General features: G+C 67.0%; 14 protein-coding genes and 2 pseudogenes. 10 read left to right on the top strand and 6 right to left on the bottom strand.

Features of this window, described 5'->3' with window-relative positions; all coding sequences use genetic code 11:
- Positions 1-3: 3 nt before the first annotated feature.
- Positions 4-129: pseudogene (locus tag F8M74_RS38270) on the top strand (ATP-binding protein); the annotation flags it as partial.
- On the opposite strand, the gene F8M74_RS38265 reads toward F8M74_RS38270, so the two are convergent.
- Entirely contained in the window at positions 84-371 is a 288-nt protein-coding gene (locus F8M74_RS38265) for a hypothetical protein (protein ID WP_228560728.1), read from the bottom strand. The pseudogene F8M74_RS38270 and the gene F8M74_RS38265 sit on opposite strands and share 46 nt — an antisense overlap.
- 166 nt (positions 372-537) lie before the next feature.
- Between F8M74_RS38265 and F8M74_RS33280 the strand changes: the two genes are divergently transcribed.
- From F8M74_RS33280 to F8M74_RS33265, 4 genes are all read left to right on the top strand, one after another.
- The gene (locus F8M74_RS33280; RefSeq protein ID WP_141258789.1) at positions 538-1665 is read left to right on the top strand and encodes a GAF domain-containing sensor histidine kinase; all 1128 of its coding nucleotides are present in this window, start codon (positions 538-540) and stop codon (positions 1663-1665) included.
- A 148-nt stretch (positions 1666-1813) separates the two neighbouring features.
- Positions 1814-2395: a hypothetical protein gene (locus F8M74_RS33275; RefSeq protein ID WP_141258790.1), complete on the top strand. Its 582-nt coding sequence runs from the start codon at positions 1814-1816 to the stop codon at positions 2393-2395.
- 138 nt (positions 2396-2533) lie between these two features.
- The gene (locus F8M74_RS33270) at positions 2534-3010 is read left to right on the top strand and encodes a hypothetical protein (protein ID WP_228560726.1); all 477 of its coding nucleotides are present in this window, start codon (positions 2534-2536) and stop codon (positions 3008-3010) included.
- Positions 2991-3470: a polyphosphate kinase gene (locus F8M74_RS33265; RefSeq protein WP_141258791.1), complete on the top strand. Its 480-nt coding sequence runs from the start codon at positions 2991-2993 to the stop codon at positions 3468-3470. Before F8M74_RS33270 ends, F8M74_RS33265 begins: the two co-directional genes overlap by 20 nt.
- 83 nt (positions 3471-3553) lie before the next feature.
- Here F8M74_RS33265 and F8M74_RS33260 read toward each other — a convergent pair.
- Positions 3554-3709 (bottom strand): annotated as a pseudogene (locus F8M74_RS33260) (integrase core domain-containing protein); the annotation flags it as partial.
- 30 nt (positions 3710-3739) lie between these two features.
- On the opposite strand from F8M74_RS33260, the gene F8M74_RS33255 reads away from it, so the two are divergent.
- A complete protein-coding gene (locus F8M74_RS33255; RefSeq protein ID WP_141258793.1) occupies positions 3740-4270 on the top strand; it encodes a toll/interleukin-1 receptor domain-containing protein in 531 nt (176 codons plus the stop codon).
- A gap of 69 nt (positions 4271-4339) precedes the next feature.
- On the opposite strand, the gene F8M74_RS33250 is transcribed toward F8M74_RS33255, so the two are convergent.
- The 3 genes from F8M74_RS33250 to F8M74_RS33240 are packed head-to-tail and all read right to left on the bottom strand — an operon-like array spanning position 4340 to position 5823.
- Positions 4340-4579 (bottom strand): hypothetical protein, encoded by a 240-nt coding sequence (locus F8M74_RS33250; protein WP_141258794.1) that lies wholly within the window; start codon positions 4577-4579, stop codon positions 4340-4342.
- The gene (locus F8M74_RS33245) at positions 4576-5010 is read right to left on the bottom strand and encodes a hypothetical protein (protein WP_141258795.1); all 435 of its coding nucleotides are present in this window, start codon (positions 5008-5010) and stop codon (positions 4576-4578) included. The genes F8M74_RS33250 and F8M74_RS33245 overlap by 4 nt, the downstream gene beginning before the upstream one ends.
- A 36-nt stretch (positions 5011-5046) precedes the next feature.
- On the bottom strand, positions 5047-5823 hold the full coding sequence (locus F8M74_RS33240) for a P63C domain-containing protein (protein ID WP_205610115.1): 777 nt from the start codon (positions 5821-5823) through the stop codon (positions 5047-5049).
- A 442-nt stretch (positions 5824-6265) separates the two neighbouring features.
- Between F8M74_RS33240 and F8M74_RS33235 the strand changes: the two genes are divergently transcribed.
- The 4 genes from F8M74_RS33235 to F8M74_RS33220 all read left to right on the top strand — a co-directional run bounded on the left by F8M74_RS33235 (position 6266) and on the right by F8M74_RS33220 (position 12041).
- Positions 6266-6580: a hypothetical protein gene (locus F8M74_RS33235; RefSeq protein WP_194857027.1), complete on the top strand. Its 315-nt coding sequence runs from the start codon at positions 6266-6268 to the stop codon at positions 6578-6580.
- 510 nt (positions 6581-7090) lie between these two features.
- On the top strand, positions 7091-8401 hold the full coding sequence (ltrA, locus tag F8M74_RS33230) for a group II intron reverse transcriptase/maturase (protein ID WP_228560724.1): 1311 nt from the start codon (positions 7091-7093) through the stop codon (positions 8399-8401).
- A 786-nt stretch (positions 8402-9187) separates the two neighbouring features.
- Positions 9188-10000, top strand: coding sequence for an MbnP family copper-binding protein (locus F8M74_RS33225; RefSeq protein WP_162295157.1), 813 nt, complete (start codon positions 9188-9190; stop codon positions 9998-10000).
- Between the two features lie 85 nt (positions 10001-10085).
- Positions 10086-12041, top strand: a complete 1956-nt coding sequence (locus F8M74_RS33220) for an alginate lyase family protein (RefSeq protein ID WP_162295158.1) — start codon at positions 10086-10088, stop codon at positions 12039-12041.
- Here the strand turns inward: F8M74_RS33220 and F8M74_RS33215 are convergent.
- A partial coding sequence (locus F8M74_RS33215; RefSeq protein WP_194860194.1) for a polysaccharide lyase 6 family protein occupies positions 12038-13503 on the bottom strand: 1466 nt, incomplete at its 5' end. The two genes, F8M74_RS33220 and F8M74_RS33215, sit on opposite strands and share 4 nt — an antisense overlap.

Here is a 13503-nt window from a genome sequence, read left to right as displayed (position 1 = left end):
CAGAATGTCCTCCTCACCGGGCCCACGGGCGTCGGCAAATCCTTCCTCGCATGCGCCCTGGGGCAGAAGGCGTGTCGGGATGGCTACTCGGTGGTGTACCGCCGGGCCTCACGTCTCTTCGATGAGCTCGCCCAGGCGCGCGCTGATGAAACTTTGCGCACGTACTCAATCGCCTGGCCAAGGCCCAGGTGCTCCAGAATCGCTCGCACCCCTTCCGCCCCCTTCACGTACGCCAGCACTCGCCGCCTGCCTCCACACCTCATGCAGGCGAACACGTCGACGTCGAACGTCCTGCTGAGCAACTCGGCCCAGTCCACTCGCGGCGTCTTCTCCTTCATCGGCTCCGTGCTGGCCGCCGCCTCAAGCCCCACGCTCGCCTCCTGCGCACCTGCTTGAGGGAGCGCATGCGCGCGGAGAAGGCCGTGCGCTTCCTGTCCGACGCGAGCGCGCTGCTCGCCGAGTCGCTCGACTATCCGACCACGCTCCAGCGCCTGGCTCGCCTCGTCGCGCCAACGTTCGCCGACTGGTGCATCGTCGATGTGGCCGAAGCGGACGGCAGGATTCGCCGGGTGGCCGGGTTTCACTCCGACCCCGCGAAGCAGAGGGTCCTGCGCGAGCTGGAGGAGCGCTATCCGCCCCACTGGGGCTCGCTCCAGCCGGCCATCCGCGCCATGGTCCGGCAAGCCCTTCCTGCGCTCCGAGCTCTCGGAGCCCGATATGCACGACTACAGCCTCGACGCCGAGAATGCCCGGCTCATCCGCGAGCTGGGGACCCGGAGCGGCATGGCCGTGCCGCTCATGGCGCGCGGACGGACGCTGGGGGCCATCTCCATGGGCCGCACGGACCCGAAGCGCCCCTTCGGGCCATCGGACCTGGCGCTCATGGAGGAACTGGCCCACCGGGCGGCCATGGCCATCGACAATGCCCACCTCTACCAGGAGGCCCAGGAGGGCATCCGCGTCCGTGAGGAGTTCCTCGGTGTCGCGGCGCACGAGCTGAAGACGCCCATCACCTCCATGAACATCGTGCTTCAGTCGGTGCTGCGGAGACGAAACGCGCGCCCCTCCGCGGAGCGGCTCATGCAGGCCCTCGAGTCGGCCGAGAAGCAGGTGCAGCGCCTCATGCGCCTGGTGGACGACGTGCTGGATGTCTCGCGGCTGCACGCCGGGCGGCTCGAGCTCCACCTGGAGCGCGTGGACCTCCTGGCCGTCGTGGGCGAGGTCGTGGAGCGGTTCATCGAGACCGCCGCCCGAACCGGGTCGCGGGTGGACGTGCGCGCCGAAGGGCCCGTCGAGGGGATGTGGGACCGGAGCAGGCTGGACCAGGTGGTGGCGAACCTCCTCGGCAATGCCCTCAAGTTCGGCGAGGGCAGGCCCATCGAGATTTCGCTCTCACGCGGGGAGGGGACGGCCGAGCTCGTGGTGGAGGACCACGGCATCGGAATCCCGTCCGAGCGCCTGCTCCACATCTTCGAGCGGTTCGAGCGCGCGGTGCCCACCCGGCACTACGGCGGATTCGGGCTCGGCCTCTACATCGTTCGGAGCCTCACGGAGGCCATGGGCGGCACGGTGCGCGTGGACAGCACGCCGGGCCTGGGCTCGAGGTTCACGGTGGTGCTTCCGTGCCAGCCCCTGAAGGAGGCCGCGGGAGAGTCGCAGGCGTGAGGAGACGCTGGCTTTCACGACATGAACGCATGCATGCCCCTCGGAAACACTGCCCGGCCCGGCTCCGTATGCCTATTTCCCTGCTGCTCTCAGGCGGGGCGCTACCTGGAGCGCAGGTCCTTCTCTCGCGCCAACAGAAAGATACGTCATGACCGCTTCCTTCATGAAGCTCCGGAGGCTCGCTTCTCTCGTCCTGTATTGCGCCGCGCTCGGCGTCTCGCCGCTCGCATCCGCGGAGCCGCCAGCCGCCGGCGAGCCCGCGGAGGCGGCGCCGCGCGCGGGCGAGCTCAACTACCGCTCCACGGGCCAGCGCCAGCCCCAAATCACCCAGCGGTCCGATGGCGGGCAGCAGATTCAACTCTCCTGCCTTCTGTCGCGTCCCGGCCAGATCCAGCGCTACGCCGTGAGCTGCCCGGGCACGAAGCAGCTCGACGTCAAGGTGGCGGACTGCTGCATCCCAGGCGACCACTGGCAGGTGACGGTGAAGTCCTGGGACTTCAAGCCCAACACGGCGGTGGCGACCTCGCCGGGCGGTGACGGTGACTTCAGCGCGCCCGCCCGCGTCTTCACCTACAGCAGCAGCCGGGACATGAACGCCCTCATTGAGTGCTCGTACCTGCACGGCGTCAACATCTTCCCGGCGGAGTCCTTTCTCCTCGTGGAGAGCAGCGGCGGCGCATGTTCCGTGACGGACGTGGGCATCACCGAGGAGATTGACCGCTCACCGTGACAGGCCGGTCCGCAAGAGCCCTCTCCCCAGGGCTCTTGCCCTCTCGCGCAAGGTGACATGCTCCCGACTCCTTGAAAGGGGTGGGGTGGAGCGCCCGCTCCAACGCGAGGGAGGGGCGGGCACGTGAGGCCGCATTGCATGACGGTCCCCGGCGCTCAGGCGCGGGCGGAGGACACGCCCGACGGCGTGGCCCTCGTCTTCACCACCTTCGAGGAGGACCAGGTGGCGAACCTCCGGCAGCGTGGCCGCAACATGATGCAGCGGCAGGCGGAGCACGGCGTATCGGGGCGCCGCGGCCTCGAGCAGCCTCCCGGCATCGACTACGAGGCCATGGGCGGTAGCGGGCTCCCGGGTTCTGCGGGGGCTCCGAGCGTGCCGACCTACGCCCGCGTGGAGGACACTCCCCAGGGCGTCACCATCGCCTACAAAGCCGTGGACCCCTCGGATGGAGAGCGACTGCGCGCGGAGATCCACGAGACCGCCGGGAAGCTGACGCCGGGCCAGTGCCCGGGCATGGCCCCCCCGTGGAGTGAAGCCCCCCCTCTTCTCCTACCGGGGCACGAGGTCATGGCAACCAGACACCCATACGGAACCCATGAAGCGCAAGGCCTATGAAAAGGAGATTCGCAGGCTCCAGGCCCAGCTCTGCATGCTTCAGGATTGGGTCAAGCAGGAGGGGGTGCGCGTCGTCGTGGTCTTCGAAGGGAGGGACGCGGCGGGCAAGGGCGGTACGATTCGCGCCATCACGGAGCGGGTGAGCCCCCGGGTGTTCCGAGTGGTGGCCCTGCCGGTCCCCTCGGACCGGGAGAAGACCCAGATGTACCCGTGGACTCGCTGGTACGATTACTCTCAGGCGCGTGACATGATGTTGGCCGCGACGGATGCGCCCTGGTTCATCTTGCGCTCCGACAACAAGAAGAAGGCGCGGCTCAACTGCATCCGCTTCCTGCTGGAGAAGATTCCTCACAAGAGGGTGAAGCGTCCCGAGGTGAAGCTGCCCCGCCGCTCCAAGCGGGGCGCCTATGACGACGAGGCTTCGCTCGCGGGGAAGAACTTCATACCCGAGAGGTATTGAGCCCGGAGCACCTTTCCGAAGCCGCGCTCGCGCCCCAGTGAGGGGGCCACGGCGCTGGAGTTGCCCCCGTCAAATCGGACAGCTCAAGCTTGGAAATTGACAGTACGGAACTCGCGGGGTGACATCATCTTCAATCCGCGATGAGGGTGGCAGCGGTTGTAGTCGTCGAACCAGGCGGGCAGCTGGGCGAGGACGTGGGGAGCCGAGGGCAACTCATTGACGTACACGTAGTCGCGCTTGACGCCACCAGAGAGAAGGAGCGCAAGAAAATGGCGGCGCTGGAGGAGCGCCAGCGCAACGAGCAACTTGAGAAAGAGCGCGAGCACCAGCGGCAAATGCGGGAGTTGCAAGTTGCCAGTCGCGCGCTAACGGCAGCGTCTGCGGAGGAGACGAAGTCGTATGACTTCTTCATCTCCCACGCCACCGAGGACAAGGACGATGTGGCCCGTCCCCTCTACGAAGCGCTCACGGCGCTTGAGTGCAAGGTCTGGTATGACGAGATGACCTTGAAAGTTGGCGACAGTCTGCGGCGAAAAATCGATCAGGGAATCGCCAACTCTCGCCTCGGAGTAGTCATCGTTTCAGAGCGCTTCCTTGCGAAGGAATGGCCTGCCCGCGAGTTGGACGCCCTGACGGCGATTGAAATTAGTAGCGGCAAGAAAGTCCTCCCTATTTGGCATCGGATTACGAAGGACCAACTCCTCGCGAAGGCCCCGCTGCTTGCCGACAAGCTGGCCCTGAATACGGCTACGAGCTCGATTGAGGAAATCGCCAACGAGTTGAAGAGCCTGCTGGAGTGACCGGGCGCGCGAAGTGGCGGGGTAGGAGGACCGACCCTCAACAGCGCTGAGGAGGGTCAGCCATGTCGCCTACTCCTCGCGCTGTGCGCCTGCGTTGAGGAGTGCTGCGTACTCGTTCCAGTCCAGGTCGATGACGTTACCGCCGCCATGCGCTCGCCACTGCACGTCTGAGGAGTCGCGCGCTCGAGCGCGTTGGCGTGCCAACTCAAGCGTCGGACCGCTTCCGCCACCAGGGATGCGCTTGAGCACGATGCTCTTGGCGTCTGTGGCGCCGAGTTCCGTCAGGAGTTCTCCGAGCGGGCGGCTCATTGCACCGTCTCCGCAAGTTCCACCTGGCTGTCGGACTCCAGGGCACGCTGGAGGTGAGGGAAGTCGTCATTGACGCCCTCGATGCTGATGCCCGTGTGGTCGGACAACACCTGGCGCATCGCGGCCACGACGGCAGCGTCGGAGCGGTCTGGAGAGGCGAGCAGCACGTCGGCCATCTCGGTCAGCACATCCGCCATGGCCTCCGCTTCAGTTTCCTCCGTGTGCTGGAAGCCGTAGGCCCATGCCACGGAAGTCGCGGCTACTTCCGTCGTCCCGTCGAACTCTGGGCCCTCCTTGTTCGCCGTGAGGCGTGCGCGGAAGGGCTTCTCCGCGTTCCCGGAGGGGCGCACGGTGATAGTTCCGCGCTCGATGAAGCCCCGCGCAGTGTCCTCGTCCAGCATCTCCACCTTGATGGGGATGTTCACAATCATGGGTGTTTCCTTCTCCTCTGGGGCTGCGTGGTGGGATCAGAACTGCTCGGGCAGGAGGCGCATGTCCTCGGCCACGGGAAGGGGCAGCAGGAGGTTGTTGCCCCAGCGCGGGTGGATGCGGTCCATCTGCATCATGAAGTCGTCCCAGGTGGCGCAGCTCCGCATGATGCAGAGGACGGAATGCAGGTGGCCGGCCAGGGCAGGGTGGCCGATGTCCTCGCTGAGGAGTTGGTGGTGCTTCGCGGCGCGGCGCCCGGTGTCCCTGTCCATGGGGTTGCGCTCGCGGAGGAGCCGCAGGAGTTCCGGCGCCAGCCGCTCGTAGACGAGGTCGTTGGTCCAGGAGGCGATGACGCCCGGCCGCGGAGTCCCGGGCCCATGCCACGGCCAGCCCCGCAGGCGGAAGATGCCCTCGTAGAAGGGCGTCGGGAACCGCTTCGCGTAGGGCGCCAGGCCGACTCCCAGGAATCGCTCTGCGACAGCCTGGCGGATGGCGGCCATTGGTACGCCATAGGCCCCAGTCTTCCGAATGGTCGGCAGCACCTCGTGGGCAAGCCACCGCTTGAAGCGCTCTGCTCCGTCCACCCGACTGGTGAAGACGAGGCGGTACACGCCGGCTTCGGAGATGACGGTGACATTGGGGTTGACGCGATTGCCGTCAGCAATGTTGACGGTATTCCGCTCGTCCTTATCGAGGCGACTGACCGCCATGCGACTGTTGGAGATGGCCAGGGCGCTACACACATCAGTGGCAACGAACCACGGCTCTCCGTTCTCTCCGAACACAACGCGGACAGGCGTCGTGTCCTCGAACATGAACGGCCTGGGCACTGCGACGGCTGGCTTACATCTGGACATGCGACCTCCGTGAGAGTGGGTTGAAGCACCGCATGACGACAGGCGCTGCACAGACGACGAAAAGTCACTCCCCCTCCCGTGCCACGAACACGAGAGGGGTGAGCGGCGCGACACTCGGCGGGGATGCCAAGCGCGCGGCTTTAGCGGGAAGACGTTCGTGGCGTCGATGCACTAACCGATACCTTCCGAATCACCTCTGCGCAAGCGATGCCCAGAAAGCTGCCTCTTTTTTCTGTCTCGCGGCCGGGTGTAGTTGCAGCAGGCGTCTGCTGTTGGCGCAAGTTGCGCCAGTTTGCGCCAGAATCGTCTGTCTATTCTGCTAGGGCGTACAGGGCGACAGCGCCACACATGTGTCCTGGGCGGACTGCACATAGTCCACGGCCCCTCCGACGCTCGGGGTATGCGCTACCTCCCCTCGGCTGCCGGACTCATCGTCGGCATCCTCCTCGGTGCCGTCCTCAGCGTCTCCCTGCCGGCGAGCGCGACACGCAACTCCGTGGGCACCTACACACTGTCCGAGGGAAACCCCGTGGTGTCCGGCACCACGATTGCGTCGACGTGGGCGAACTCGACGCTCAACGACATCGCTGTGGAGCTCACCAACTCCCTGGACCGGCAGGGCCGCGGCAGCATGTTGGCGCCCCTGCGGCTGTCACAGGGCACCGCGGGTGCGCCAGCCCTCACGTTCTCGGTGAGCGTCAAGGTAGATGTGTGATGCCTGGAGGAACTCATGGACCCGTAGGGTGAAAGTCCCGAGGCGGCAACAGGTCAAGGCCGCATAGCTGGGGTGGCGCCGAGAGGGGAGACCCCTGCGGTGAAGCCCACTGACAAAGCCCCGTTCAGCGGGGTGAGCGAGTGCGCGGGCCGTAACGACGAGTGAATGCCCAGTCGAGGCCCCGTCAATTGATACCTCCGGGTGCCGAGCCATCACATCTACGGCGAAGGCAGCAGGGCGTCCCCGCAGAACGACCAGGGGCCGCACCACCCGGCGGGGTAGAGGGCGACGGCACGCGCACAAGGACATGAGTGGAAACAGGGAAGGGCTCCTCGCCCCGCGGAGAAAACCTGCGGAAGCAAGGTAGCTGCGGCGAGCCGACGAGGCGAAGCCCGGCGAAGGCGAGAGCCCGGCGGATGGGGTCGTAGTAGCGATGAAGCGGGGTAATGCCCGTGGAGCGAAGGGCCCCTACCGGAGGCACTCCGAGCAGAGGAGCGAGGCGGGAGCGGGATGACAAAGCCCACCATCAGTCCGCAGGAACTCCGCGCGAGGATAGGCCATCGGGCGAAATCCGCCCCAAAGCATCGCTTCTGGGGATTGTATGTCCACGTTCTCAAACCCGACGTTCTCGAAGCCGCCTACCTGGAAGCCAAGCGCAACGGTGGGGCTCCCGGGCAAGACGGCATCACCTTCGAGCACATCGAGGAGGAGGGACGGGCAGGGTTTCTCGGCGCAGTCGCCGAGGAACTTCGCACCGGCACATACCGCCCCAGAGCGTACCGACGAAGAGAGATTCCGAAGGAGGGCGGCAAGGTACGTGTCATCTCGATTCCATCGATTCGAGACCGCGTCGTCCAAGGTGCCCTCCGGCTGGTATTGGAGCCAATCTTCGAGGCCGATTTCTCGGGCAGCTCCTTTGGGGCGAGGCCGGGGCGCTCGGCGCATGAGGCCATCGACACCGTGCGGCAGGGGCTGCGACGGCGCAGGCACCACGTCGTGGACGTGGACTTGAAGGCATACTTCGACAGCATCCGGCACGCGTCGCTGCTGGAGCGGGTGGCCCGAAGAGTCCAGGACGGCGAGGTATTGGCGCTCGTGAATCAGTTCCTGAAGAGCACGGGGGACAAGGGAATCCCGCAGGGCTCGCCCCTGTCTCCGTTGCTGGCCAACATCGCGCTGAACGACCTCGACCATGTCCTGGACCGAGGACGAGGCTTCCTCAGCTATGCGCGGTACTTGGACGACATGGTGGTGCTCGCCCCCGACTCCGAGAAGGGGCGGAGGTGGGCAGCACGAGCGATGGAGCGCATCCGCCGAGAGGCGGAGGCACTCGGCGTGTCGCTCAATATGGAGAAGACGCGGACGGTGACGATGACCGACCGTGGCGCCTCCTTCGCGTTCCTGGGCTTCGACTTCCGGTGGAAGAGGAGCCCGAAGACGGGGACGTGGTACCCAAATACGAATCCTCGACGAAAGAAGGTCACCGAAGTCCTGCGCCGCGTGCGCTACGTCCTGCGGGACAGCAGAGCACTCGCGGTGCAGTCAGCCGTGGCGGAGGTGAATGCCATCGTGCGCGGCTGGGTGAACTATTTTCGGTGGGGCAACTCGTACCAGGCGCTCGACAGGGTGAAACACCACGTCGAACTCAAGGTGAGGCGGTTCGCGGCGAAGAGAGCGAAGCGAGGGGGCTTCGGTTGGAAGCGGTGGAGTAAGGACGTCGTATATGGGCACTGGGGTCTCTTCGATGACTACCGGGTGAGGTACTACGCCGTCCTGAAAGCAGGCCTCCCACCGAGCGGAACCATAACCCTGGTGAGATGACGCCTTCGCGGTGAGCCGGATGCGGGAAACCCGCCTGTCCGGTTCGACCTGGCGGGGACCGGAGACGGAGTGATGGCACGCTCTACACGGGCACGAAGCTGGAAACGGCGGAAACAGCCAAGAGCAGCCTGCACACCACCGCGCCGGCCCCCGACCCGACCGCGTGAAAGGATTCAACCGATGCGCTTCAACTCCTGCACTGCCGGGGTGAGGTTCGGAGAGGGGCCGAGGCGGACGGGACCCGCTGGCGTTCACGTAGTGCAGCGTCCAATCCAATTGCCCGTCCTCGTTCGCCTCGGCCTGCAACTGGCGCAGGACTCGCGCCCGGACCCCAGCCTCCTGCCAGCGGCGGACACGCCCTGGCCCGCAGCGCCCGCGGGCGCGGGGCCTGGGCCCCGGGGAGCGAGCGGTCGCATGGAGCGCGCCTGCGAGGCTGTGGCGCGGAAATGTCCATTCGGGGCAGCCCGCCCACGCCGCCTGGGAAGGCGCGTCCCCATGGAAACGCGATGACCCGGCAGGTCCTCTTCCGGAGGGCGATTGCGCTGTCGCGCCGGGCATCCTTTTCCTGGCCAGTCTCGGTGGGCGCACGCCATGCAACTGCCCGCTCCCGCTGTGGTCGTCGCGCGCGGGGCGCCTCGTGGTTCATACGGGCAAGGGGGAGGGGATGGGATGTATCCGGGAGGGGAACGGTTGCGGGGGCGCGGGAGGCTCGCACCGCGCGTCGGTGCCATCAGACGACGCGGTCTGTCGGCCGCGTGGGGGTGGGTGGGGATACCCCGGCTCCTCGTGCTCGTGGTGCCCTCGCTCCTGCTTGCTTGCATCGGGGAGCGTGAGGTCTCGGTCCAGTTCGCCGCCCAGGTGCGCGGCGAGCCCCTGCGCTGTGACGCGAGCTACGAGAAGGTCGGTGCCCCCGGCACGAGCCTCCAGTTGCTGGACTTCAAGGCGTATGTGCACGACGTTTCGTTGGTGCGCAAGGGTGGGGGAAGAGTCCCCTTGTTGCTGGCGCAGGATGGCCGCTGGCAGCGCAAGACGGTCGCCAAGCTCGACTTCGAGGACGGTACCGGCACGTGCAACACGGGCAGCCCGGAGGTCCACACCGAGGTGACGGGCATCGTGCCCGACTTCGACGACTACACCGGCGTGGAGTTCACGCTGGGGGTGCCGCGCGAAATCAACCACCGGAACGTGGAGTGGGCGGACCCACCGCTCGATGACCCCAGCATGTGGTGGAGCTGGACGTACGGCTACAGGTACCTCCGGCTCGACGTGCGCTCGGGCGGGAACAGGGCCTATGTCTTCCACGTCCGGGCCGACGGCTGCACGGGGACGCCCGACGTCGGCGTCGACTGCAGCGCGGAGAATCAAGGCACCATCTTCCTCACGGGCTTCGAGCCGGGGCGCAACCGGGTCGTCTTCGACGTGGCCGCGCTCTTCGCGCACACGGACTTCGAGAACTCCGGAGACGGGCTGACGGACCCTGTCCCCGGATGCTTCTCCAACGCCGGCGACCCGGAGTGTGCCGCGCTGTTCCCGCAGGTCGGGCTCGGCGGCGGTGCCACGGCCCCTGGCGGCGCGGACGCCTTCATTCGAGTGGAGTAGGTCCAGCGACGCCTGTCTGGACCGGACTGTTCGCCTTCTTGCAACGGAGTGATGAGAGATGCCGCGAAGACTGGGATGGAGAGCCGTGGGTGGTGTCTTGCTCCTCGGGCTGCTCACGCCCTGCGGGCACGAGAAGGAGCCGTCGAAGGAGCTCGACTCGGCCCAGGTGCTGAACATCGCCTGCGGGGGGGAGGACGCCAACCCGGTACAGCAGAAGGGCTGCAGGGGGAGCGCGTGCGTGGTGAAGGGCCACCCGTTCGGAAAGGAGGTGGCCTACCTGTGGTTGGACGAGGGCGACCTGGAGGTCGCGGACCTGCTCCTCAAGGACACCTGGGCGGTGCCCCGGTTCGACCCCATCCGCCTGCCGATGCCGCTGACCTGGACGGAGGACCCCTACGGCGAGAAGTTCTGGCGCTACCTCTTCTACGGGTTGCGGCCCACGGCCCACCTCCTGTGGGCGTTCCGCGAGACGGGTGACCCGCGCTACCGCGACAAGCTCGTGGAGATCTTCAGGAGCTTCGCCGGCAACAAGCAGAACTCCGACTTCAGTCAGGACAAACACGGCACCGCCTACCGGGCCATGGTGCTCGTCAATTCGTACTGGAAGCTCAAGCACGCGGACGCCCTCGGCTGGCAGGACGAGGCGCTGCTCGAGTGGCTCATCCTCGAGGATGCGCGCTTCCTGGAGGACACGGAGCACTTCGAGGCCGGCTTCAACCACGGGTTCGCCGAGGCGGCGGCGCTGCTGCTCATCGCGGAGAACTTCCCGCACGTCAAGGACGCGCCCCGGTGGCGTGAGCTGGCGCTCGCCCGCTACGAGGGGCTGCTTGCGGACATCATCGGCTCGGATGGCTTCATCATCGAGAACTCGGCCTACTACCAGTTCTACGTCTTCACCCAGGTGTATCAGCTCGCGCAGTGGGCGCAGACGTACGGTCTGGAGCTGCCCGCGCAGGTGTTGCCCGTGCTGGAGCGGATGGCGCGCTTCGCCGCCTACGTCGTGCAGCCCGATGGGCGCATCCCCATGCTCGGGGCGAGTCAGCGTCTGCTGGTGCGCAAGCACCAACCGGTGTTGCTCGCGAGGATGGGCGCGGTCTTCCCCGAGCTGGGCCACATGCTGACGGCGGGCATGTGCGGCAGCGCGCCCACCGAGCGCCTCGCCTTCTTCCAGAGCTCGGGCGTGGCGGTGCTGCGCTCCTCGTTCGACACCTCCCTGGACTACCAGGCACAGACGCACCTGGTGTTCGACACGGGGCCCTACCGCACGGACCACAGCCATCTGGACGCCCTCAATGTGGTCCTCTACTCGGCCGGCCGCACGCTGCTGACCGACTCCGGGATGTTCACCGAGGAGCCGGGAGAGGAGGAGACCTACTTCCGCAGCACCCGCGCCCACAACACGGTGACGGTGGATGGGCTGGACCAGCGGGATGGGCACGCCAGCCCCAGCCTGTCCGCGCAGGGGGGCCAGTGGCTCTACCAGTCCGGCTTCCACGCGCTCTACGAAGGGGTGCGCCACTGGCGCGCGGTCATGCTGCTGGAGAAGGACGTGGTCCTCGTGTTGGACCAGCTCACCTCGGAAGGCTCGCACCGCTTCGAGCAGCGCTGGCAGTTCCAGCCGGACCTCACCGTCTCCACGCAGGGCGTCTCCGCGTCCGTCACGGACGCGACGGGCAGGCGCGTCCTCCAGGTCACCCAGGCCCTGCCGGAGGGGCTGTCCGCCTCCACGGTGCGTGGAGCCACGAAGCCGTACGACGGCTGGTACTCGGAGGACTACGAGGTGCGCAAGGCGTCGACGGTGCTCGTCTACCTTCGCGAGGGCGCCCAGGCCCACTATGGGACGCTCTTCACGAGTGGACTGAATGTCCTGTCGCCGGCCCATGTCTCCGTCCAGCCCCAGCAGGACGCGGTGGAGGTGCGCGCTTGTGCTGCGGGCCGCGGCTACCGCATCCGGGTGTGGCGGCCGGCCGAAACGGACGAGGCCGTCACGGTCACCACCACACCCGAATCATGTGAGCGAGCGAATACCGGCTCGCCCTAGGGGGCTCGAGGTCCGACGTCCGTGGCGGTGAGTGGACGGCGAGGGGCCGGGCTGCTCGCCGCCTGGTCCGCGCCCACGTCCAGCGCGCCGGAGCGCGCCTGTCCATCCATGTCCGTGGTGAGGCTCAATCCGCCGGAGGAGGAGCGCGCCGCGCCGATGACCGGGCTCGAGGCGGACGGGCGCATGAGGCCATCCGCCGCGCGCACCAGCAGGGGGTCCACCCTCACGTAGCCCGCGGAGGGCATGTCGCCGGGCGAGGCCGCGCCCCAGAGGATGTTGCCGGTGGCGGTGAAGCCTTCGGGAGCCCGCTCGAAGTCCACCAACGTCCCCTGCGCACCGACGAGGAGGTTGTTCTCGACGCGCAGGTCCCGAGCCGGAATGGGCCGGCGTGAATCGGAGGAGCCGATGACCAGGTGGGTCGGCTGGTTGCCCACCAGGGTGTTGAAGGCCACCGTCACCCGATTGGCCACGCTGCAGTCGGTGCCCAGGCCCGTGTCCTCCTCGGTGCAGCCGCTGCTGAGGACGATGGTGCTCTGGGCGCCCGTGCCGGTGCTGCCCTCGATGTAGTTGTTGGTGATGAGGTGGTCGTGGCCGTAGATGCGCAGGCCCCCCGCGTTCTTCAGGATGAAGTTGCCATCCACCACGTTCTTGTTGCCGTGGCGCAGCACCAGCGAGCCCTTGTTGTTGCGCAGGGTGTTGCCGCGGAAGACGTTCTCCGAGCTCTTGTTGGAGATGACCTCGGGGTCACCGTTGCACTCCTCGAAGAGGTTGGCCTCCACCAGGGTGTGCGCGCTGATGGGGCCGCGCTTGCTGTCGCCGATGCGCAGACACTCGCCACCCTCGCTGTCGAGGGTCAGCTTGTGGAAGTGGTTGTGGTCGATGCGGTCGTTCTGCGACATGCCCAGGCTTCCGTCCGGCGCATCGCCATAGACGGCGAGGAAGACATTGGAGCTGGTCTTGTCGTGGAAGGAGTTGTGGTCGATGCGGTTGTTGGCGCTGCCCGCGCCCTCGAGCCGCATCCAGGTGCTGGTGGACGTCGTGTCCTCGAGGGCGAGCTCGTTCCGGGTGACGCGAACGTGCGTCGAGCCGACGATTCTCAGCGCGACGTCTCCCTCTTCCACCGCGTGGGTCAGCTTGAAGCCCCGCAGGATGACATGGGCGGCGTCTTCCACGTGGAAGCCCGAGGCTCCGCCGATGGTCACTCCGCCCACGTTCTTCGCGGTGATGACGATGGGGTCCTGTTGCGTCCCCCGGACCGACACCTCGATGGGGGTCTGATTGGTGTAGGCGCCGTCGGCGACCTCGATGCGGTCACCCGGGATGGCGGCGGCAATCATGCTCCGCAGCTCGTTGAGGTTGCGCGCGGTGAGCGTTCGCTTGGGGGTGGGCAGGACATCCGCCTGCTCGGGAGGAACCGGTGGAGGCTCGGGATCCGTCGGGCCGGGGGTGACAGGACCGGGGT

It is taken from the genome of Myxococcus sp. CA023, from assembly GCF_010998615.1.
Lineage (GTDB): Bacteria > Myxococcota > Myxococcia > Myxococcales > Myxococcaceae > Myxococcus.
Note: the sequence above shows the minus strand (reverse complement) of the source record. Positions and strands in the feature narration are given on the sequence as shown.

Excerpts from the sequence above, each read along its gene's own strand:
- F8M74_RS33250 (WP_141258794.1), bottom strand. The coding sequence starts at position 4,579 with ATGAGCCGCCCGCTCGGAGAACTCCTGACGGAACTCGGCGCCACAGAC.
- ltrA (WP_228560724.1), top strand. The coding sequence starts at position 7,091 with ATGACAAAGCCCACCATCAGTCCGCAGGAACTCCGCGCGAGGATAGGC.
- F8M74_RS33265 (WP_141258791.1), top strand. The coding sequence starts at position 2,991 with ATGAAGCGCAAGGCCTATGAAAAGGAGATTCGCAGGCTCCAGGCCCAG.
- F8M74_RS33235 (WP_194857027.1), top strand. The coding sequence starts at position 6,266 with ATGCGCTACCTCCCCTCGGCTGCCGGACTCATCGTCGGCATCCTCCTC.
- F8M74_RS33240 (WP_205610115.1), bottom strand. The coding sequence starts at position 5,823 with ATGTTCGAGGACACGACGCCTGTCCGCGTTGTGTTCGGAGAGAACGGA.
- F8M74_RS33245 (WP_141258795.1), bottom strand. The coding sequence starts at position 5,010 with ATGATTGTGAACATCCCCATCAAGGTGGAGATGCTGGACGAGGACACT.
- F8M74_RS33275 (WP_141258790.1), top strand. The coding sequence starts at position 1,814 with ATGACCGCTTCCTTCATGAAGCTCCGGAGGCTCGCTTCTCTCGTCCTG.
- F8M74_RS33280 (WP_141258789.1), top strand. The coding sequence starts at position 538 with ATGTGGCCGAAGCGGACGGCAGGATTCGCCGGGTGGCCGGGTTTCACT.
- F8M74_RS33270 (WP_228560726.1), top strand. The coding sequence starts at position 2,534 with ATGACGGTCCCCGGCGCTCAGGCGCGGGCGGAGGACACGCCCGACGGC.
- F8M74_RS33255 (WP_141258793.1), top strand. The coding sequence starts at position 3,740 with ATGGCGGCGCTGGAGGAGCGCCAGCGCAACGAGCAACTTGAGAAAGAG.